This is a genomic window from Pseudomonas sp. PL-6, from assembly GCF_054110165.1.
Map to the genome: position 1 here is coordinate 2,691,261 of NZ_CM134189.1, position 18,830 is coordinate 2,710,090.

An 18,830-nucleotide genomic window follows, 5' to 3' on the forward strand; every position below is an offset into this window, starting at 1 on the left:
GCTCATACCGATCACCAGGCCTGCCGCTGCTTCCCTAAGCGCGCCAGGCTTGGATTCGCGAAGCACCGTGCTTCTCGACCTGGCTACAAGCTACTAACCCCCTCCCCGACTGCCAGCCCATCCAAGGGATGGAGCACGGCCGCTCACTTTCCTCACCGGACAGCTCAGGCCTCGCTGAGCAGGCCCAGGCTCTTGCCCTTGAGTACCGCCTGGGTGCGGCTGCGCACCCCCAGCTTGGAAAACAGGTTGTGCAGGTGCCACTTGATGGTGGCCTCCGACAGGTGCACCGCCTGGGCGATATCGCGGTTCGACAGGCCCGCCGCCACCAGCCGCAGGATCTCCCGCTCGCGATGACTAACATCCTGATTTTCCTCGAAACTTTCCGGATCTATGGCCATTCGTCGACATTGCTCGCGGAGCAGTTCGGCGACCCCCTGCCAGGCCGCGGCGCGCTTGGGTTCGGCGCTGCTCCAGGCGTCCCAGAGCGGCAGCAGCCACAGCGCATCGTCCTGGAACAGGCGGCGGTAGCCGCACTGCCAGGCCTCCTCCAGCGTCGCGCGGAGCAAGGCGAAGGCTTTTTCGCTGTTACCTTTGCGCCAGTACGCCACAGAAAGTAACAGGGCCAGACGCAGCCGGCGGTCGCGCTGGTGCTCGGCGCCCTGCTTGGCCAGGCAGGCTTCCAGACTGGCCTGGGCTTTTTCCACCCGGCGCTCGGCCAGGGCCAGACGCGCCTGGCTCAGGGCCAGGGCGGTATGGGCATCGCCATAGCGTTCGATGGGCAGCGCCGCCAGGTGCCGCTCCAGCTGCAGGTAGATGCGCTGCGCCTCGTTGGGCCGGCGCAGCCACAGCAGGAACTGCACCTTGCAGCCCATCCCCAAGGCGAATACCCGTTCGTAGCCCGGCCCCTGCAGGCCGGCCAGCCACTCGTCGAGCTCGGCCAGCCCCTGCTCGGCTTCGCCGGCGAAGAACCGCGCACGCGCCATCACCAGCTTGCCGCGGCTGATCAGCTCCACCGGCGTGGCCACGTCGCGCCAGGTGGTGGCCAGCGGCAGCTCGGCGAGAATGGCGCCATGCCGATCCTGTTCGTAGAGCAGGTCGGCGTAGGCCAGGCCCAGCGGCCCGCCGACCCGACTGCGCCGGCCGAACACCTGCTCGACCCGCGCCCGTGCGGTTTCCGCCAGGGCGCGACCACGCTCCAGCTCGCCGTATTCCTTGCAGATCAGCGCCTCGATCAGGCTGGCCATCACGTGCAGGTATTCGCTCTCGCACTGGCGCAGGTTCTCCCGCGCCACGGCGATGGCCTTGGCCGCCTCGCCGAATTCGCCGAGCAGGGCGAACGCCGCGGCCTGCACGCAGGCCAGGCTGGCGCGGAACACCGGCTGGTTCTGCGGCACCAGCGCCAGCCAGTGCCCGGCCACCTTGAGGCAGGCCTCCAACTTGTCCTGGTACAGCAGCACCAGTGCCTTGAGCACCTGCGCCGCCGCCAGCAGCTCGATCAGGCCGAAGTGCATGCCCTTGCCGCGCCCCTGGGTCAGGCGCGTGCTGACCTCCTCGATCAGCGCCTCGGATTCGGCGAACTTCTGCTCGAAGGCCAGCTGCCAGGCATAGAAGATCTGGAACACCGGCTGCTCGCCAATCACCACCGGCGGCACGTCCTTGAGGATGGCGAGGATGCCGTACACCCGGTTGCCGGCGATCAGCCGCGCGCCCTGGCGCTCCAGCAGTTCGGCGGCGAAAGCGTAGTCGCGGGCGCGCAGGGCGTACTTGATCGACTTGTCGGCCAGGTCGCGGCCCTCGCACCAGCGTGCCGCGGCGTGCAGCAGGTGGGCCGGATCGCCGCGCTTGGCCAGGCGGCCCTGGAGGAATTCGGCGAACAGGTGGTGATAGCGGAACCACTCGCCCTGCTCGTCCAGCGGGATCACGAACAGCTGCTCGCCCTGCAGCCGACGCAACATGTCGCGGCCGTCGCGGCGGCCGGTCAGGGCGTTGCACAGCTCGGCGTTGAATTCGTCGAGCACCGAGGTCTGGTCGAGAAACAGCTGCAGCGCCTCGGGCAGGCTGGCCACCACGTCCTCGGCCAGGTAGTCGGCGATATCGCGTTCGGCGCCGGACAGCCCGGCGAGAAAGGCGGCGCGATCCTGCTGGCGCGGCAAGGCCAGCGCGGCCAGGTGCAGCGCGGTGATCCAGCCCTCGGTACGCGCATAGAGCTGGTTGAGCTCGCCCTCCTCCAGCGCCAGCTGCTTGATTTCGCGGAAGTAGGCGGCGGTCTCGGCGCGGCTCAGGCGCAGGTCCTCGGCCTTGAGCCAGAAGGCCCAGGCGCCGAGCGACGGCGGCTCGTCGAGAAAACGCGGCTGGTAGCGCGTGCTGACCACCAGGTGTACGTGCCTGGGCAGGCGCTCGACCAGGTAGCGCGCCCCCTGGCCGAGGGACGGATGGCGGATGCGGTGGAAGTCGTCGAGCATCAGGTAGAGCGCGTGCGGCAGGCCCTTGAGGTCGTCGATGAAGGCGTCGATCACCGCCTCCAGCGGCCAGCTGATGTCACCCTGCAGCAGCGCCGAGGCGCTGCTGCCGAACCCCGGGCAGGCCAGTTCGATGGAGGCGATCAGGTACTGCAGAAAACGCGGCGGCTCGCTGTCGGCCTCGTCGCACGACAGCCAGGCGACGCGCGCGCCCTGCGCCTGCAAACGCCGTCGCAACTGGCTGAGCACCGTGCTCTTGCCGAAGCCGGCCGGCGCGCTGAGGAGCAACAGGCGTTGTTCGCGCGCCGCCAGCAGACGCTCGAGCAGCGCCGAGCGCTCCAGCAACGGTGCGCCTTCGCCGTGGGCGGGATAGAGCTTGGTGCGCAGCAGGGGAAACGCCTGCAGGCGGGGCTGGTTTTGACTGGTCATGATTCGAGTAGGCTCAGCTCACGGGCGCGACGGATGGCTTGGGTGCGATTACGCACCTTGAGCTTTTCGTAGATGTTGTGCAGGTGCCATTTGACGGTACCCAGGGCCAGCGACAGCTGCTGGCCGATCTCGTCGTTGGACAGGCCCTTGGCGGCCAGGCAGACCACTTCGCGCTCGCGCTCGGTCAGCCCCTCCTCCAGCACGTCCAGGGCCTGGCGCGACTCCTGCCCCGGCCAGATCGCCAGCAGGCTGCGGATGAAACCCTGCAGCGCCGGCTGGCGCTCGGCAGCTTCCAGCTGCTGCAACAGCAGGCGAATGGCCTCGCCTTCCTCGACGAACAGGCTGCGCGCCTCTTCCCGCTCGGCACCGATCAGGCATTGCACCAGCAGGCTCTGTGCCCGTTCCTGATAGCCCAGGCGTTGGTAGCTGAGCGCCGCCAGCAGGTCCAGGCGCAGGCGCTGCAGGCCGTGCCAGCCGCTCTGCAGCTGGCTGCGCAGCTGGGTGATCTCGTGCAGCGCCTCGCTGTAATGGCCGCGCGCCTGTTGCAGGCGAATGCGGGTCAGGCCCAGCACCCAGAGCACCGGGTTGAAGCTGCGCTGCTTGTAGTGCGCCGCCAGCTTGTGCCAGTCCACCGCCTTCAGGCGCTGCTCGGCGCGCTTGCTGCGGTCGGCCGCAGGCTCCTGCAGGATCAGGGCGATCTCCTCGCCCACCGCCTGCACGTAGAAGCGCCAGGAATGGTTGCGCGCCGCCAGGTTCTGCATCAGCACCAGGGTCGCGGCCGCCTCCTTGGGTGCGTCCTGCATGCGCTGCGCCCGCGCCAGGCAGAGCATGGCCTGGGCGTAGAGATCGATGGGGTTGATCACGTCGACCGTGGCCAGGGCCCAGCGCAGACGCTCCTGCAGCCCGGCAAGCCGCCCCTGGCGGTAGGCGATCAGCGCCTCGGTGATGGTCGGCAGGGCCAGGGCGCGGGACTTCTCGCCGAACCAGGGCATCACCCGCGCACGCAGCTGCTCGAACAGCAGCTGCGCCTGCTTGATCCGTCCCTGCTCCAGGCAAAGCAGGATTTCCACGTTGGCCAGCTGCATGTCCAGGTAGCGGCCTTCGAGAAAATGGTTGCGCTGCTGCGCCAGGGCCAGCAGGCGGCGCGCCGGCTCGGCCTGACCGAGCATGACCTGGGCCAGGGCGCCGACCGTGAGGATCGCCACCTCGAGAAAGGCGGTGTGCTGGCCGAGCTGCGCCTCGATGCGCCGCGCCAGGCTCACGCAGGTGTCCAGGTCGTCCTTCTGCAGGGCGATCACCGCCTTGATCGCCAGGGTGGCCAGCAGCTTGTCGCTGAGCGGCCCGCTGCTGCGCGACTCGCCCCAGCGCTCGAGCAGCTCGTCGAGCATGCGGTTGGCTTCGCTCAGGCCGAGTTCGGCGGCGCGGGTCCAGACGTCGGCGAGCACCAGCACGGGAAAACGCCCGGCGATCTCGTCCGGCACATGCTGGCGCCACTTGTAGATCAGGTTGAGCTGGCCGCGATTGATCAGCTCCAGGCCGCAGCCGTCAAGCAGCGCGGCGAGCATCTCGGCGTCCTCGGCCAGGCAGGCGTGCTCGATGGCCAGGTTCTGCATGTGGTGATTGGTGAACCACAGGCTGGCATTGAAATGCAGCTGCTTGAGGCGTTCGGGGTCGCGCTCCTTGAGGCGGTTGCGCAGGAATTCGGCGAACAGGTTGTGGAAGCGGTACCACTGTCGCTCGCGATCCAGCGGCAGGAGGAACAGCTGCATGGCTTCCAGCTCCTCCAGCAGGCGCTGGCCGTCCTGTCGGCCGGTCAGCGCGTTGGCCAGATCGCCGCTGAGCTGCTGCGCCACGCCGAGGGCCAGTAGCTGCTCCTGGCGCACGAGCGGCAGTTGCTCGAACACCGAGCGCAGCAGGTAGTCGCCCACCGCGTGCTGCTCCGCGCCCAGCTCGGCCATGCGCGCGCCGGGCTGGGGCTGATTACGCAGCCACAGGCTGGCCAGGTGCACGCCGACCATCCAGCCCTCGGTGTGGCTGTACAGCGCGCGGAACGCCTCGGCATCGAGCTGCAGGCCGCTGCGTTCGAGGTAGCTGCGCGCCTCCTGCGGGTTGAGGCGCAGCTCCTCGCTGCCGATTTCCAGCAGCAGCCCCTTGGCGCGCAGCGTGGCCAGGTTCAGCGGCGGTTGCGAGCGGCTGCCGATGGCCAGGGTGAAGTTCGGCGGCGCCAGCTTGACCAGGCGATTGAGCGAGCCGAGCAGCTCGCCGTCCTGGATCAGGTGCAGATCGTCGAGCACCAGCAGCAGCGGCTCCTGGCGCTGCGCCAGATCGACCAGCAGGCTTTCCATGACGGCCTCGACCGGCACGCGCATGGTGTTGCGCAGGTAGCCCAGGGCGTCGTCGCCCAACCCGGGCAGCGCGCGGCCGAGGGCCTCGAGCAGTTGCTGGAAGAAGCGCACCGGCTCGTCGTCGCCGGGGCCGAGCGACAACCAGGCGATGCCGGCACCGGCGCTGCGGCGCTCGGCGGCGAACATCGCCAGGGCGGTGGTCTTGCCGAAGCCGGCGGGAGCGGAAAAGAGCACGAGGCGGGCATGCGGATGGGCTGAAAGCGCGGCTTCAACCTGGGGCCTTGCCAGATGGTCGGTGGAGGCCTGGGGCGGCGAGAGTTTCGAGCGCAGCAGGCTTCCAGCGGCTGGATCTATAACTTCATCCATGGCCTGGATCCCTTCGTTAATTATTGTTCTGGTACGGCGGTTCAACGTTCCGGCACGGCCTCATACTAATCAGCCGGCGGCTCCCGAGTAAACCCGGGCGCAAGCTCTAGGATGAATGTTAGCGGCAGACTACAATCGCCCCTTCAGCCCTCTCGACTGCCACGCATGCCTAGCTGCTCCCTGCACTCTCTGCCCTACCGGGCCGATCCCGCCGAGTATTTCCAGCGTATCCGTCAGGCTCCCGGCGCCGTGTTGCTGGATGCCGGCCGGCCGGGTGCCGAGCGTGGACGCTATGACCTTATGAGCGCCTGGCCATTGGCAGAGCTGGCGCCGGCTGCCGACGAATCGGCCAACGACTTCCTCGCTCGCCTGCGTGCCGCGTTGCAGAGCCTCGGCCCGGCCGAGGTGCCGGCCGGCAGCGCGCTGCCGTTCGTCGGCGGACTGATCGGCTACCTCGCCTACGACTTCGGCCGGCGCCTGGAACGCCTGCCCGCGCACAGCCGCGACGACCTGGCCTTGGGCGATGCCTGCTTCGGCCTGTACGGCTGGGCGCTGATCAGCGACCACCTGCTCGGCACCAGCCAACTGCTGTTCCACCCGGCCCTGGCGCCGGCCGAACGCAAGCGCCTGTGCCAGCTGTTCACCACGCCGGCAGCCGACGCAGATGCGCACTTCCGCCTGCTGCAGCCGTTTCGCGCCGATCTCGACCAGGCCGCCTACCGCCGCGCCATCGAGCGCATCCAGGGCTATATCCTGGCCGGCGACTGCTACCAGGTGAACTTCGCCCAGCGCTTCCAGGCACCATGCGAAGGCGATCCCTGGGCCGCCTACCAGGCCCTGCGCCGGGCCTGCCCGACGCCCTTCGCCGGCTTCCAGCGCCTGGCCGACGGCAGCGCCATCCTCAGCCTGTCGCCGGAGCGCTTTCTCAAGGTCAGCGCCGGCCAGGTGGAAACGCGACCGATCAAGGGCACCCGCCCGCGCGGCGCGGATGCAGCGGACGACCAGGCGCAGGCGCAGGCGCTGCTGGCCAGCGGCAAGGACCGCGCAGAAAACCTGATGATCGTCGACCTGCTGCGCAACGACCTCGGGCGCAGCTGCCGCATCGGCTCGGTGCGGGTGCCGGAGCTGTTCGCCCTGGAGAGCTACCCCAACGTGCACCACCTGGTCAGCGCGGTGACCGGCGAACTGGCGCCGGGCAAGGACGCCCTGGACCTGCTCGCCGGCAGCTTTCCCGGCGGCTCCATCACCGGCGCGCCGAAGATCCGCGCCATGCAGATCATCGACGAGCTGGAGCCGACCCGCCGCGGCCTGTACTGCGGCTCGCTGCTCTACCTGGACGTGCGCGGCGAACTGGACAGCTCCATCGCCATCCGCAGCCTGCTGGTCAAGGACGGCCAGGTCAGTTGCTGGGGCGGCGGCGGCATAGTCGCCGACTCCGACTGGCAGGCCGAGTACCAGGAATCCATCACCAAGGTGAAGGTGCTGCTGCAGACCCTGGAAAGCCTATGAGGCAGAAAGCACAAGGCCCGCAACTGCGGGCCTTGTAGCATTGCGGCGAACCTTACAGGCTCAGTTGGCGATTGGACGCCTTGAGGAACTCGCGCTTGAGGTCTGCATAGCTGTGCACGGCCGGAAACTGCGGGAACTCGCGGATCACGTTGTCCGGGGCATGGAACAGGATGCCGGCGTGGGCCTCGCTGAGCATGGTGGTGTCATTATACGAATCGCCGGCGGCGATCACCCGGTAGTACAGGCTCTTCAGCGCGATCACCGACTGGCGCTTGGGGTCTTTCTGACGCAGCTGGTAACTCACCACCCGATCGGTCTCGTCGGTGATCAGCTTGTGGCACAGCAGCGTGGGGAAGCCCAGCTGACGCATCAGCGGCTGGGAGAATTCGTAGAAGGTGTCGGAGAGGATCACCACCTGGAAGCGCTCGCGCAGCCAGTCGACGAACTCCACCGCGCCGTCCAGCGGCTTGAGGGTGGCAATCACTTCCTGGATGTCGCGCAGCTTCAGGCCGTGCTCGTCGAGGATGCGCAGGCGCTGCTGCATCAGCACGTCGTAGTCGGGAATGTCCCGGGTGGTCGCCTTGAGCGACTCGATGCCGGTTTTTTCCGCGAAGGCGATCCAGATCTCCGGGACCAGCACGCCTTCCAGGTCGAGACACGCGATTTCCACAGGCCACTCCTCGATTGAGCTTGAAAGAAGGCGGCACTCTAACGGCTCGCCAGAAGCCGCGCAACGCAGCCCTTATAGCCAACTAATGCAGTAACAAGGGGTATTGGTTATTTAGACGCATAACCGGCTTTTGCTACCATCGCCGCCAGAGCGCCCAGCGCCACCCCGATCAATAAGGAAGCCCGCCTGATGAGCCACCCCTTCGACGTCGCCGAACTGGCCGCGACCTACGCCAGCAAATCCCCCCAGGACATCCTCAAGCTCGCCTTCGAGCACTTTGGCGACGAGCTCTGGCTGTCCTTCAGCGGCGCCGAGGACGTGGTGCTGGTGGACATGGCCTGGAAGCTGAACAAGAACGTCAAGGTGTTCAGCCTCGACACCGGTCGCCTGCACCCGGAAACCTACCGCTTCATCGAGCAGGTGCGCGAACACTATGGCATCGCCATCGAGGTGCTCAGCCCCGACGCCGCCGCGCTCGAAGCGCTGGTCAAGGCCAAGGGCCTGTTCAGCTTCTACAAGGACGGTCACGAGGAATGCTGCGGCGTGCGCAAGATCGCCCCGCTCAAGCGCAAGCTGGCCACGGTCAAGGCCTGGGCCACCGGCCAGCGCCGCGACCAGAGCCCCGGCACGCGCAGCCAGGTCGCCGTGCTGGAACTGGACCAGGCCTTCTCCACCGCGCAGCACAGCCTGTACAAGTTCAACCCGCTGGCGCAGATGAGCAGCGAAGAAGTCTGGGCCTATATCCGCATGCTGGAGATCCCCTACAACCCGCTGCACGAGCGCGGTTTCATCAGCATCGGCTGCGAGCCCTGCACCCGCCCGGTACTGCCCAACCAGCACGAGCGCGAGGGCCGCTGGTGGTGGGAGGAAGCCACGCAGAAGGAATGCGGCCTGCACGCCGGCAACCTGATCGCCAAACACTGAGCAGAAAAAAGCCCGCGCGACGCGGGCTTTTTCATGGGCGACGCCGGCCTTCAGTAGGTCGGCAACTCGACGCCGTGGAACAGCTCTTCGAGCTCCGACTTGTTATGGCACTGCACCGCCTTGGCCAGCACCTCGCGGGTCAGGTGCGGGGCGAACTTCTCGATGAAATCGCACATGAAGCCGCGCAGGAAGGTGCCGCGACGGAAGCCGATCTTGGTCACGCTGGCCTCGAACAGGTCGCTGGCATCGAGCACCACCAGGTCGGGGTCGAGCTTGGCGTCCACCGCCATCCGGGCCACGATGCCGACGCCCAGGCCCAGACGCACATAGGTCTTGATCACGTCGGCGTCGGCGGCGGTGAACACCACCTTGGGCGTCAGGCCGCGATGGCTGAAGGCTTCGTCCAGCTTGGAACGGCCGGTGAAGCCGAACACGTAGGTGACGATGGAATGCTCGGCCAGCGCCTCCAGGGTGAGCTTCGGCAGCTTGGTCAGCGGGTGCCCCTGCGGCACCACCACGCAGCGGTTCCAGCGGTAGCAGGGCATCATGATCAGGTCGTTGAACAGCTCCAGGCCTTCGGTGGCGATGGCGAAATCCACCGTGCCATCGGCGGCCATTTCGGCGATCTGCATCGGCGTGCCCTGGTGCATGTGCAGGGCGACGTCCGGGTACTGCTTGATGAAGGCGCTGATCACCGGCGGCAAGGCGTAGCGCGCCTGGGTGTGGGTGGTGGCGATGGACAGGGTGCCCTTCTTCTCGTTGGAGAACTCCTGGGCGATCTGCTTGATGCTCTCGACCTTGCGCAGGATCTCGCCGGCGGTGGTGATGATGCGTTCGCCGGCCGGGGTCACGCGCGTCAGGTGCTTGCCACTGCGGGCGAAAACCTCCACACCCAGCTCGTCCTCGAGCAGGCGGATCTGCTTGCTGATCCCCGGCTGCGAGGTGTACAGGCTCTGTGCGGTCGCCGATACGTTGAGGTCGTGGTGCGCGACTTCCCAGATGTAGCGCAGTTGCTGAAGCTTCATATGTTTCCCTCAAAGCTGGTAGGCCGGCCCGTGGCCGCCGACGCCTTTTATAACCATATTATTGGTTTAAACCAACAATCTAGACCATTTATTCGGATTCGCCTCCTAGAGTTCGCCATGTCCGCGATGTTGCAGCATCGGCACCAGGTACACCGGCGCCTCCGACAGCTGCAGCACCCGCGCCGCCGTGCGCCCCAGCGGCACGGCCAGATCGGCGCCGTGGCTGTGACTGCCTACGACCAGCAGATCCACCCCGAGTTTCTGCGCCTCGGCGAGAATCACCGCCGGCGGGTCGCCCTGCAGCACGCGCACCGCGCGGATCAGCTGCAGGTCCTGCTGGCCCTCGCCCAGCTCGTCGCGAAACCCCTCCAGTACACGCTGCTCGATGCTCGCCATCACCGTGCTCAGGCCGTTGCGGCGCAACTCGCCGAGGGTGTCTTCGTCCAGGTAGGTTTGCAGCACGGATTCGGCGAACAGACCCATGGGCTCCACCGCGTGCACCACGTAGAGATCGGCGTTGAAACTGCGGGTCAACGCCAGGGCGTGCTGCAACACATAGGAGGCATAGAGGCCGAGATCGGTGGCGTAGAGTATCGAGCGGATCACGCGGCCTCCTTGACTGCTGGCCCAGGCCCTTGATTGAGCTTAGCAGCGCATCAGGCAAAGCAAGATCGGAGGCGCTATTTAGGACGAATGGCTATATAGCGACGAGCCGCTCAGGGTTGCAGCTCGTTGCTCACCCCATGCGGCACATGCCCGGTCGCCACCACCTGACGGGCCTTCTCGCAATGGCCGGTCTGGTCGTCGAAGAACACGTCGGCGGCGAATGCTTCGAGCACCGCCGACTTGTCCAGGCCGCCGAGGAAGAAGGATTCGTCGAGGCGGATGTTCCACTCGCGCAAGGTGCGGATCACCCGTTCGTGGGCCGGCGCCGAGCGCGCGGTGACCAGCGCGGTGCGGATCGGACAATCCGCCTCGGGGAACTCCTGCTGCAGGCTGTGCAGCGCCGCCAGAAACGGCTTGAACGGCCCGCCCGGCAGCGCCTGCCGCGCCGCCTCGCGCTCGTGGCTCTGGAAGGCGTGCAAACCGCCGCTCTGGTAAACCCGTTCGGAGTCGTCGGAAAACAGCACCGCATCACCGTCGAAGGCGATGCGCAGCTCGTTGCTGTTCGCCCGCCGGGTACCGCCGGAAAGCAGGGTTGCCGCGCCAAAGCCGGCTTTCAATGCATTGCGCACGTCATCGGCGTGGGTCGACAGGAACAGGTGGCAGCCGAAGGCCGCCAGGTAGGGATCGGGACTGCGGCCGCCGACGAAAGCCGCGCGGGAGATGCCCAGGCCGTAATGCTGGATCGAGTTGAAGGCGCGCAGGCCGGTGTCGGCGCTGTTGCGCGAGACCAGGATCACCTCGACACGCTGCTCGCTGAGGCGCTGGTTGAGCCCCAGCAGCTTTTCCACCAGGGGAAAGGCATCGCCCGGCATCAGCACCTCGTCTTCGTGTTCGATCTGGTAGCGGCGGTAGGCTTCCACCCCGTCGCTCTCGTAGATCTGGTGGCTCTCGCTCAAGTCGAACAAGGCCCGCGAGGAAATCGCCAGCACCAGCTTGTCGCCCAATCCCTTGCCCATGGCCTAGGCCTCCCGACGCGCCTGAATGAAGCTGAGCGCCTGATACAGCGCGCGGACCCTGGGCATCTCGCAACCGACCGCCGCCGCGGCCGCCAGAGGCGCCTCGTAGATGGCATGCAGTTCGGCCGGCCGCCCCTGGGCGAAGTCGTGGTACATGCTCGGCAGATAATCGGGCATCCGCTCGCTGGCCGCCAGTAGCTTGTCGGCGTAGTTGTCCGGCATGCCGTGGCCGAGCGCCTGAGCGGCCTGCACCACTTCCAGCATCAGGTCGCGGATCAGCGCGCGGCTGTCGGGATTGCCCATCAGCTGGCGGGTGTCGGCATCGAGCAGCACCGACAGGCCGTTGTAGGGCACGTTCCACACCAGCTTCTGCCAGCGTGTCTGGGCCAGGTTGGGCATGGCCGCGGAATCCAGCCCTGCGCCGCGGAACATGCCCGCCCCCTCCTCGGCCAGCCCCAGGCGCGCCTCGCCCTGCGCCGCCGGCCCGGAGTGATAGGCCAGGTTGATCGCCCCCAGCGCCTGGTGCTCGATCGCCCCGGGACCGCTGCGGTGCACGCAGATGTAGCAGAGCCCGCCGAGCAAATGCAGGTCGTCCGCCAGCAGCGGACGCAGCTCGTCCTCCACCGCCAGACCGTTCTGCAGCAGCACCACCTTGGCGCCGGGCGCCGCCGCCTGGGCGATCAGCGGCGCCAGCTCGGCGTTGGCGGTGGTCTTGGCACCGACCAGCAGCCAGTCGCAGGGCGGCATGTCGCCGGCATTGCGATAGGCCTGCACCGGTGCCAGCTGCAGGGCGCCATGCACCGCGCTGTTGAGCTGCAGGCCGCGCTCGGCCACCGCGGCATATTCGCTGCGCAGGAGGAAATGCACGTCGTAGCCGGCGCGCGCCAGCAGCAGGCCATAAAAGCCGCCGATGGCACCGGTGCCGATGATGCCGATGCGCGGCGCGGGGGATTGAGACATCAGGGAAGCTCCTCAGCCGGGCGACGCAGCGCTTCGCCCATGGCGGCAACAAGATCGGTGGGGGTCAGGCGCGCCTGCAGCGCGCCAAAGAACTGACCGTCGCGGATCAGATACAGCGCCGGCAGGTGAAACACCTCGTAGCGCGTCACCAGACCGGCGTTGTGCCCGGCGTCGACCCAGCACAGGCGCGCCACCGGCAAGGGCATGGCCGGCAGCACCCGGCGCGCCCAGCGGCAACTGGCACAGCCCGTGCTTGTGAAGAGTAGTAGCGAGGTGCCGGGCAGATCGAGCAGGCGGCGGTCCGCATCCAGATCGGTCAGTTCCAATTGCGTCGCTATACTGAAATCACTGATATCAGTTTGCCTGCATTCGAGGTCGGTGCTCATGCGTAAGTTTCTGCGTCATCCAAGCGACATGCCGGTGGAACTGGTATTGCGCAGACAGGCCTGCATTCCGCGGCAACGGCTGAACAATATCAGCCTCGGCGGGGTGGCGTGCAACTCGACGCGCGGCTTTCGCCGCGGCACCTCGGTGGAACTGCGCATTCCCCTGTTCGGCGAACAGGCGCGCTACCCCGGTGTGGTCGCCTGGTGTCGCCGCCAGGCTGAAGACTATCTGGTGGGCATCGCCTTCCTCGACGAGGACACCCTGTTCCGTGCGCGCATGGTCGAGCAGGTGTGCCAGATCCAGCATTACCGCCAGCAACTGGAGCAGGAGACGGGCCAGCCCATGGCCATCGAACACTGTGCCCGCGAATGGATCGCCAAGCACGCCGCGCAATTTCCCTATCTGGCCTGATGCGCCCCCTCTATAGGCCTCATTGAACCTACCGCCCATTGTCGCGAAGCCCCTTACGCGCTAAGGTTCGGCCTCCCCCTGCGCCAACTAGCTGTGCACCGCCACAGGGGATCGCTGGCGGCCGGCACCCGTGACCTGACGACCTGACCCGATGAATAGCACGATGGCTGATTTACCGATCGACGACCTCAACGTCGCCTCCAACGAAACCCTGATCACCCCCGATCAGCTGAAACGCGAGATTCCCCTGACCGATGCCGCGCTGAAGACCGTGGCCCACGGTCGCCAGGTGGTGCGCGACATCCTCGACGGCAAGGATCATCGCCTGTTCGTGGTGGTCGGCCCCTGCTCGATTCACGACATCAAGGCCGCCCACGAATACGCCGAGCGCCTCAAGGTGCTGGCCGCCGAGCTGTCCGACAGCCTGTTCCTGGTCATGCGCGTGTACTTCGAGAAGCCGCGCACCACGGTCGGCTGGAAAGGCCTGATCAACGATCCCTACCTGGACGACTCGTTCAAGATTCAGGATGGCCTGCACATCGGTCGCCAGCTGCTGCGCGACCTGGCCGAGATGGGCCTGCCCACCGCCACCGAGGCGCTCGACCCGATTTCCCCGCAATACCTGCAGGACCTGATCAGCTGGTCGGCCATCGGCGCGCGCACCACCGAATCCCAGACCCACCGCGAAATGGCCTCGGGCCTGTCGTCTGCGGTCGGCTTCAAGAACGGCACCGACGGCGGCCTGACCGTGGCGATCAACGCCCTGCAGTCGGTGTCCAGCCCGCACCGCTTCCTCGGCATCAACCAGGAAGGCGGCGTATCCATCGTCACCACCAAGGGCAACGCCTACGGCCATGTGGTGCTGCGCGGCGGCAACGGCAAGCCCAATTACGACTCGGTCAGCGTTGCCATTTGTGAGCAGGAACTGACCAAAGCCGGCATCCGCCCGAACATCATGGTCGACTGCAGCCACGCCAATTCCAACAAGGACCCGGCGCTGCAACCGCTGGTGATGGAAAACGTCGCCAATCAGATTCTCGAAGGCAACAACTCCATCGTCGGCCTGATGGTCGAGAGCCACCTGGGCTGGGGCAACCAGTCGATCCCCAAGGATCTCTGCGACCTCAAGTACGGCGTGTCCATCACCGATGCCTGCATCGACTGGGACACCACCGAGAAGAGCCTGCGCAGCATGCACGCCAAGCTCAAGGACGTGCTGCCCAAGCGTCAACGCGGCTGATTTGGCAGCCGCGCAAACAAAAACGCCGGGCGATGCCCGGCGTTTTCGTATCCGCGTTCGGCCTCAGCCGGCCTGGTGGCGCGACCGACGTTCCATATAACGCTCGACGTAGGAACAGGACGGAATCACCGTGTAGCCCTTGCCCTCGGCGTAGCGCAGGGCGTGCTCGGTCAGCGCCGCGGCGATGCCGCGACCGCGCAGGGCGTTGGGGACGAAGGTGCGATAGATGTCCAGGGTCTGCTTACCAAGGTCCATATAGGCCAAGTAGGCACGATCACCGTCAACGGACGTCACGAACTGGTGACCCGCCTGATCGTGGTGAATGGACAACCCCTCGCTCATCTTCACTCCTCTAGCCGCGAGCCTGTCGCGGCACATCCGTATTTCATACCTACGCTTTACCGAAAGCGCAAATCCCCGCGCCTCGTCTCGTCGGCGCGAGCCGACAGCTTATCAGGCCAAAGACCGCCCAGTCATGCGCAATCACAGGCTCAAGACCGCGATGCACAGCAGCACGGCCAGCACCGGGATCAGCACGGTGATGACGAAGATATCCTTGTAGGCCTGTTTGTGGGTCAGGCCCATGATCATCAGCATGGCGATCACCGCCCCGCAGTGCGGCAGCGAATCCAGGCCACCGGCGGCGATATTGGCGATACGGTGCAGCACCTCCGGCTCCACGCCCATTTCCAGATAACGCGGCGCCAGGGTCTGCATGAAGATCTGCAGGCCGCCGGAGGAGGAGCCGACGATGCCGGAGACCACGCTGACCGAGGCGAATACCGAGAGCAGCGGCGGCAGGTCCACCGCCAGTATCCATTGCGCGAACTGGGCGAAACCCGCGGTCTGCGTCACCACGCCGCCGAAGCCGATCACCGCCGCGGTATTGAGCAGCGGCATGATCGCGTCGTCGGCGCCCTGCCCCAGCACACCCAGGGTGTTGCGACGCAAGGTTGGGAACATCAGCACCGCCACTCCGGTGGCCAGCACCAGCGCCAGGCTCGGCCAGAGAATCGGTTGCGCCTGGCTGAACGCCAGCAGCCCGCCCAGGGCGCCCTCGCCGGGTGCGACCGCGCCGGACAAGGCGAGCAGACGCGGCAGCAGGATGATGCCCAGCACCACGACGATCGGCACCAGCGCCATGCCCCAGTGCGGCCCGGTTCCCGGTGTGCCGGCCAGTTGCTCCATGCGCGCATCCTGGGCGTTGGGCTCGAAGCCCTCGCCCCGCTCGCGCGCCAGGCGCCATTCGCGCTGCAGATAGGCCATGCCCAGGCCGATCATCAGCAGGCTGGCAAACACGCCGATCCAGGCCCCGGCGAACAGATCGGTGCCCAGGGCACTGGCGGCGATCACGTTATGGATCGACGGCGACCCCGGCAAGGCAGTCATGGTGAAGGTGCCCGCGCCCAGGGCCGTCGCCGCGCAGAACAGGCGCTTGGGCAGGTTGGCCTCGCGCATCAGGGTGATGCCCAGCGGGTACATGGTGAAGATCACCACGAACACCACCACGCCACCGTAGGTCAGCACCGCGCAGACCAGCATGGCCACCCACAGGGTGCGCTGGGTGCCGAGGCCGCGGGTGATCGCCTGGGCGATGCTGCCGGCGGCCTGGCTGGCGGCCATGACCTTGCCGAAGATGGCGCCGCAGAGAAACAGCACGAAGAACTTGCCGGCGAAGGTGAATGCGCCCAGCGGGCCGAACGGAAAGTGCTCGAGCAAGGCCTTGGGCACGGCCACGCCGTTGCTCAAGGCCACCAGCATGGCGCAGACCAGCGCCGCAATGAAAATGTTCACCCCACGCAGCGCCATGTAGATAAGCAACGCCAAGCCCAGCAACAGACCCAAGTTACCCAACATCTTCGTCCCCGCCCTTATTGTTGTAGTCCTTGCGCGACAGTTATAACAGCTTGGCCGCGAGTACGTCCTAACAGCATCGGAGTTGGCTATTTTTTATCCAAAGAGCATAGCCACTGACCTGAAAACGACTCACCCAGTAAAAAAACACGCAACTCTTGCTCGCCCTCCGTTTACTTACTAAAAGTAATAGGTAGTATGTAGGCCGGCTAATTTCCCGCAGTTGGGGAATTGCTTTTATGGAAAACTCCACCTCAAGGGGAACACGATGAACAACGTTCTGAAATTCTCTGCTCTGGCTCTGGCCGCAGTTCTGGCTACCGGTTGCAGCAGCATGTCCAAAGAAACCGAAGCTCGTCTGACTGCTACCGAAGACGCAGCTGCCCGCGCTCAAGCCCGTGCCGACGAAGCCTACCGCAAGGCCGATGAAGCTCTGGCTGCCGCTCAGAAGGCTCAGCAGACCGCTGACGAAGCCAACGAGCGCGCTCTGCGCATGCTGGAAAAAGCCAGCCGCAAGTAATAGGCGACCGGCTTATAGAAAGCCGACCCAGGCAACTGGGTCGGCTTTTTTATTGGCCGCTGCACGCACACTACCAGCAATAAAAAGCCCGCCGGCACATGTGCGGGCGGGCTGTTCGGCACAGATCGCGTTAGAACGGGTTAGCGCTGCTCGCCACCACGTTGTCGCCCTGGGTGGCGATCGGCACCGGCAGGCCGTCTTCCGAAGCCACCACTTCGCGGACCATCTCCCAGTCCAGGCGCAGGCCGCTGAGTTCCTCGCGCTTGAGCAGGGTATTGATCACCGCCGTGTGCTTGTCGACGACCGAGGGCGCGCCTTCGTCGTCCAGCGGCGCATGGGCCTCCAGATAGACCTTGCCGCCACTCACACCGAACTTGTAAGGCTCGTTGAGGATGCGCACCGGCGTCCCCACCGGCGCCATGTCCGCCAGCTCCAGCACGTTGTGGTTGAGCATGCGGAAGCAGCCATGGCTGACGCGCATGCCGATGCCGAACTTCTTGTTCGAGCCGTGGATCAGGTAGCCCGGAAACGACAGCCCCATCTTGTACGGCCCCAGCGGGTTGTCCGGCCCCGGCGGCACCACGGTGGGCAGAATATCGCCTTCGGCGGCATGCTCCTCGCGGATCGACTTGGGCGGATACCAGGCCGGGTTCGGCGTCTTCGCGGTGATGCGTCCGGTGCCCAGCGGCGAGCGCCAGCCCTCGCGGCCAATGCCGAGGGGGAAGGTATGCACCACGTTCTGGCCTTTCGGGTAGTAGTACAGACGGTACTCGGCCAGGTTGATCACTATGCCTTCGCGCGGGCCCGGCGGCAGGACGTAGCGCGTCGGCAGGACGATCTCGGTGCCCTCGCCCGGCAGCCAGGGGTCGACCCCGGGGTTGGCCGCGACCATCTCCAGGTAGCCCAGGTCGTGGGTGGTTCCCAGGTCGGCGAAGGTATCCTCGTACTTGGCCTTGATCACCTGCACCTGACCGACCACGTCTTCGCCGGGCGGCGGCAGGGGAAGTTCGAGCGCCTGCACCGCGGCGCTGGTACACAGCGCCATGAGGGTCAGGCAACGGTTGACCGCAGAGAATCGCGACAACATCCGGGAATCCTTGATGGGTTGACTAGAAGTGCAGCGATTGTACACCGCCGTTCGAGCCCAGGGCAGCCGTCAGCCATCCGCCCAGTTCGAGTACAGCCCCTGGCGCTGGGCCTCGAACGTGGCCAGGCAGGCCGGACACAGGCGCCGGTCGCGCAACAAGGGTTTGTCCAGTGCCCGCCAGCGCGGCTGCGCCGGCAGCAAACCACCGCACAGGGTACGGTCGGCATGGCCGCCCAGGCGCAACTGGCGGGCGACCAGGTGCAGGCGCACCTCGCGGCAGGCGAACAGATCCAGCTGCTCGTCCGGCTCGATCAGTTGATAGGCATACAGGGACCAGGCGAGACGCGGCATCTGGGGCTCCATGGCGGGCCGGCCACATTAGCCGAAAGGCTTGGGGCGGAAAAGTCTCAGAGCAGCGGTTTCAGCGCCGGCCAGACGTTATCGAGCAGCAGCGGCTGCGCCGCCGCCGTGGGGTGGATGCCGTCGGCCTGCATCATCGCCGGCACGCCGCCAACGCCTTCGAGGAAGAACGGCACCAGCGGCACCTGCTTGTCCTGCGCCAGGTCGGCGAACACCTGGGCGAAGGCCTGGGTGTAGCGGGCGCCGTAGTTGGGCGGCAAACGCATGCCGAGCAGCAGCACGCGTGCCCCGGCGACCTGGGACTGTTCGATCATCGATGCAAGATTCTGTTGCAATTGCGCAGGCGGCTGGCCACGCAGGCCATCGTTGCCGCCCAGCTCGATGATCACAAGCGTGGGCTGGTGCTCGGCAAGCAGCGCAGACAGCCGTGCGGCGCCACCTGCGCTGGTATCGCCGCTGATCGAAGCGTTGACCACCCTGTGGTCGAAACCCTCCTCCTGCAGGCGTTTTTCCAGCAGCGCGACCCAGCCCTGGCGGCTATCCAGGCCAAAAGCCGCGCTGATACTATCGCCGACCACAAGCAGGGTGCCTGCAACCGCCCCCTGGGCCCAGAACAGCAGGGCCAAGGCACCACTCAGCCACCATGCACGCATTGGAATCTC

The 18,830-nt window shown here is 66.4% G+C and carries 18 protein-coding genes; 5 read left to right on the forward strand and 13 right to left on the reverse strand.

Annotation, left to right across the window (positions count from 1 at the left end; translation table 11 throughout):
* Positions 1-164 precede the first annotated feature (164 nt).
* Entirely contained in the window at positions 165-2,888 is a 2,724-nt protein-coding gene (locus ACW9UL_RS11430; protein WP_457787069.1) for a winged helix-turn-helix domain-containing protein, read from the reverse strand.
* Positions 2,885-5,599 carry a winged helix-turn-helix domain-containing protein gene (locus ACW9UL_RS11435; RefSeq protein ID WP_457787070.1) on the reverse strand — a complete coding sequence of 905 codons (2,715 nt, stop codon included), beginning with the start codon at positions 5,597-5,599 and terminating at the stop codon, positions 2,885-2,887. The genes ACW9UL_RS11430 and ACW9UL_RS11435 overlap by 4 nt, the downstream gene beginning before the upstream one ends.
* Positions 5,600-5,764: 165 nt before the next feature.
* Between ACW9UL_RS11435 and pabB the strand changes: the two genes are divergently transcribed.
* A complete protein-coding gene (gene pabB / locus ACW9UL_RS11440) occupies positions 5,765-7,108 on the forward strand; it encodes an aminodeoxychorismate synthase component I (RefSeq protein ID WP_457787071.1) in 1,344 nt (447 codons plus the stop codon).
* 52 nt (positions 7,109-7,160) lie between these two features.
* Here the strand turns inward: pabB and thrH are convergent, their stop codons facing one another.
* Positions 7,161-7,778 (reverse strand): bifunctional phosphoserine phosphatase/homoserine phosphotransferase ThrH, encoded by a 618-nt coding sequence (thrH, locus tag ACW9UL_RS11445; RefSeq protein ID WP_122109760.1) that lies wholly within the window; start codon positions 7,776-7,778, stop codon positions 7,161-7,163.
* 189 nt (positions 7,779-7,967) lie between these two features.
* On the opposite strand from thrH, the gene ACW9UL_RS11450 reads away from it, so the two are divergent.
* Positions 7,968-8,702 carry a phosphoadenylyl-sulfate reductase gene (locus tag ACW9UL_RS11450; RefSeq protein ID WP_021445801.1) on the forward strand — a complete coding sequence of 245 codons (735 nt, stop codon included), beginning with the start codon at positions 7,968-7,970 and terminating at the stop codon, positions 8,700-8,702.
* Positions 8,703-8,752: 50 nt separating this feature from the next.
* Here ACW9UL_RS11450 and cysB read toward each other — a convergent pair whose 3' ends face one another.
* The 5 genes from cysB to ACW9UL_RS11475 form a co-directional block, all read right to left on the reverse strand.
* Positions 8,753-9,727, reverse strand: coding sequence for an HTH-type transcriptional regulator CysB (gene cysB / locus ACW9UL_RS11455; RefSeq protein WP_021445800.1), 975 nt, complete (start codon positions 9,725-9,727; stop codon positions 8,753-8,755).
* Between the two features lie 105 nt (positions 9,728-9,832).
* Positions 9,833-10,333: a universal stress protein gene (locus ACW9UL_RS11460; protein WP_457787072.1), complete on the reverse strand. Its 501-nt coding sequence runs from the start codon at positions 10,331-10,333 to the stop codon at positions 9,833-9,835.
* A 110-nt stretch (positions 10,334-10,443) separates the two neighbouring features.
* A complete protein-coding gene (locus ACW9UL_RS11465; RefSeq protein ID WP_021445798.1) occupies positions 10,444-11,349 on the reverse strand; it encodes a 5'-nucleotidase in 906 nt (301 codons plus the stop codon).
* 3 nt (positions 11,350-11,352) lie between these two features.
* Entirely contained in the window at positions 11,353-12,309 is a 957-nt protein-coding gene (locus ACW9UL_RS11470) for a putative 2-dehydropantoate 2-reductase (protein ID WP_457787073.1), read from the reverse strand.
* The gene (locus tag ACW9UL_RS11475) at positions 12,309-12,695 is read right to left on the reverse strand and encodes a YbbN family protein (RefSeq protein WP_457787074.1); all 387 of its coding nucleotides are present in this window, start codon (positions 12,693-12,695) and stop codon (positions 12,309-12,311) included. The genes ACW9UL_RS11470 and ACW9UL_RS11475 overlap by 1 nt, the downstream gene beginning before the upstream one ends.
* Between ACW9UL_RS11475 and ACW9UL_RS11480 the strand changes: the two genes are divergently transcribed.
* Both ACW9UL_RS11480 and ACW9UL_RS11485 read left to right on the forward strand, forming a co-directional pair.
* Positions 12,694-13,107 (forward strand): PilZ domain-containing protein, encoded by a 414-nt coding sequence (locus ACW9UL_RS11480; RefSeq protein ID WP_021445795.1) that lies wholly within the window; start codon positions 12,694-12,696, stop codon positions 13,105-13,107. The two genes, ACW9UL_RS11475 and ACW9UL_RS11480, sit on opposite strands and share 2 nt — an antisense overlap.
* A gap of 163 nt (positions 13,108-13,270) precedes the next feature.
* Positions 13,271-14,347, forward strand: coding sequence for a 3-deoxy-7-phosphoheptulonate synthase (locus tag ACW9UL_RS11485; protein ID WP_021445794.1), 1,077 nt, complete (start codon positions 13,271-13,273; stop codon positions 14,345-14,347).
* 63 nt (positions 14,348-14,410) lie between these two features.
* Here ACW9UL_RS11485 and ACW9UL_RS11490 read toward each other — a convergent pair whose 3' ends face one another.
* Positions 14,411-14,689, reverse strand: a complete 279-nt coding sequence (locus ACW9UL_RS11490) for a GNAT family N-acetyltransferase (protein WP_021445793.1) — start codon at positions 14,687-14,689, stop codon at positions 14,411-14,413.
* A gap of 141 nt (positions 14,690-14,830) precedes the next feature.
* A complete protein-coding gene (locus ACW9UL_RS11495) occupies positions 14,831-16,204 on the reverse strand; it encodes a GntP family permease (protein WP_457787075.1) in 1,374 nt (457 codons plus the stop codon).
* 265 nt (positions 16,205-16,469) lie between these two features.
* On the opposite strand from ACW9UL_RS11495, the gene oprI reads away from it, so the two are divergent.
* Positions 16,470-16,721: an outer membrane lipoprotein OprI gene (gene oprI, locus ACW9UL_RS11500; RefSeq protein ID WP_003239826.1), complete on the forward strand. Its 252-nt coding sequence runs from the start codon at positions 16,470-16,472 to the stop codon at positions 16,719-16,721.
* A gap of 130 nt (positions 16,722-16,851) precedes the next feature.
* Here the strand turns inward: oprI and ACW9UL_RS11505 are convergent, their stop codons facing one another.
* The 3 genes from ACW9UL_RS11505 to ACW9UL_RS11515 all read right to left on the reverse strand — a co-directional run bounded on the left by ACW9UL_RS11505 (position 16,852) and on the right by ACW9UL_RS11515 (position 18,821).
* Positions 16,852-17,808, reverse strand: a complete 957-nt coding sequence (locus ACW9UL_RS11505) for a L,D-transpeptidase family protein (RefSeq protein WP_457787076.1) — start codon at positions 17,806-17,808, stop codon at positions 16,852-16,854.
* A gap of 69 nt (positions 17,809-17,877) precedes the next feature.
* Complete coding sequence (locus tag ACW9UL_RS11510) at positions 17,878-18,159, reverse strand: hypothetical protein (RefSeq protein WP_021445790.1); 282 nt, start codon at positions 18,157-18,159, stop codon at positions 17,878-17,880.
* A 56-nt stretch (positions 18,160-18,215) separates the two neighbouring features.
* Positions 18,216-18,821 carry an arylesterase gene (locus ACW9UL_RS11515; protein ID WP_457787077.1) on the reverse strand — a complete coding sequence of 202 codons (606 nt, stop codon included), beginning with the start codon at positions 18,819-18,821 and terminating at the stop codon, positions 18,216-18,218.
* Between the last annotated feature and the right edge of the window lie 9 nt (positions 18,822-18,830).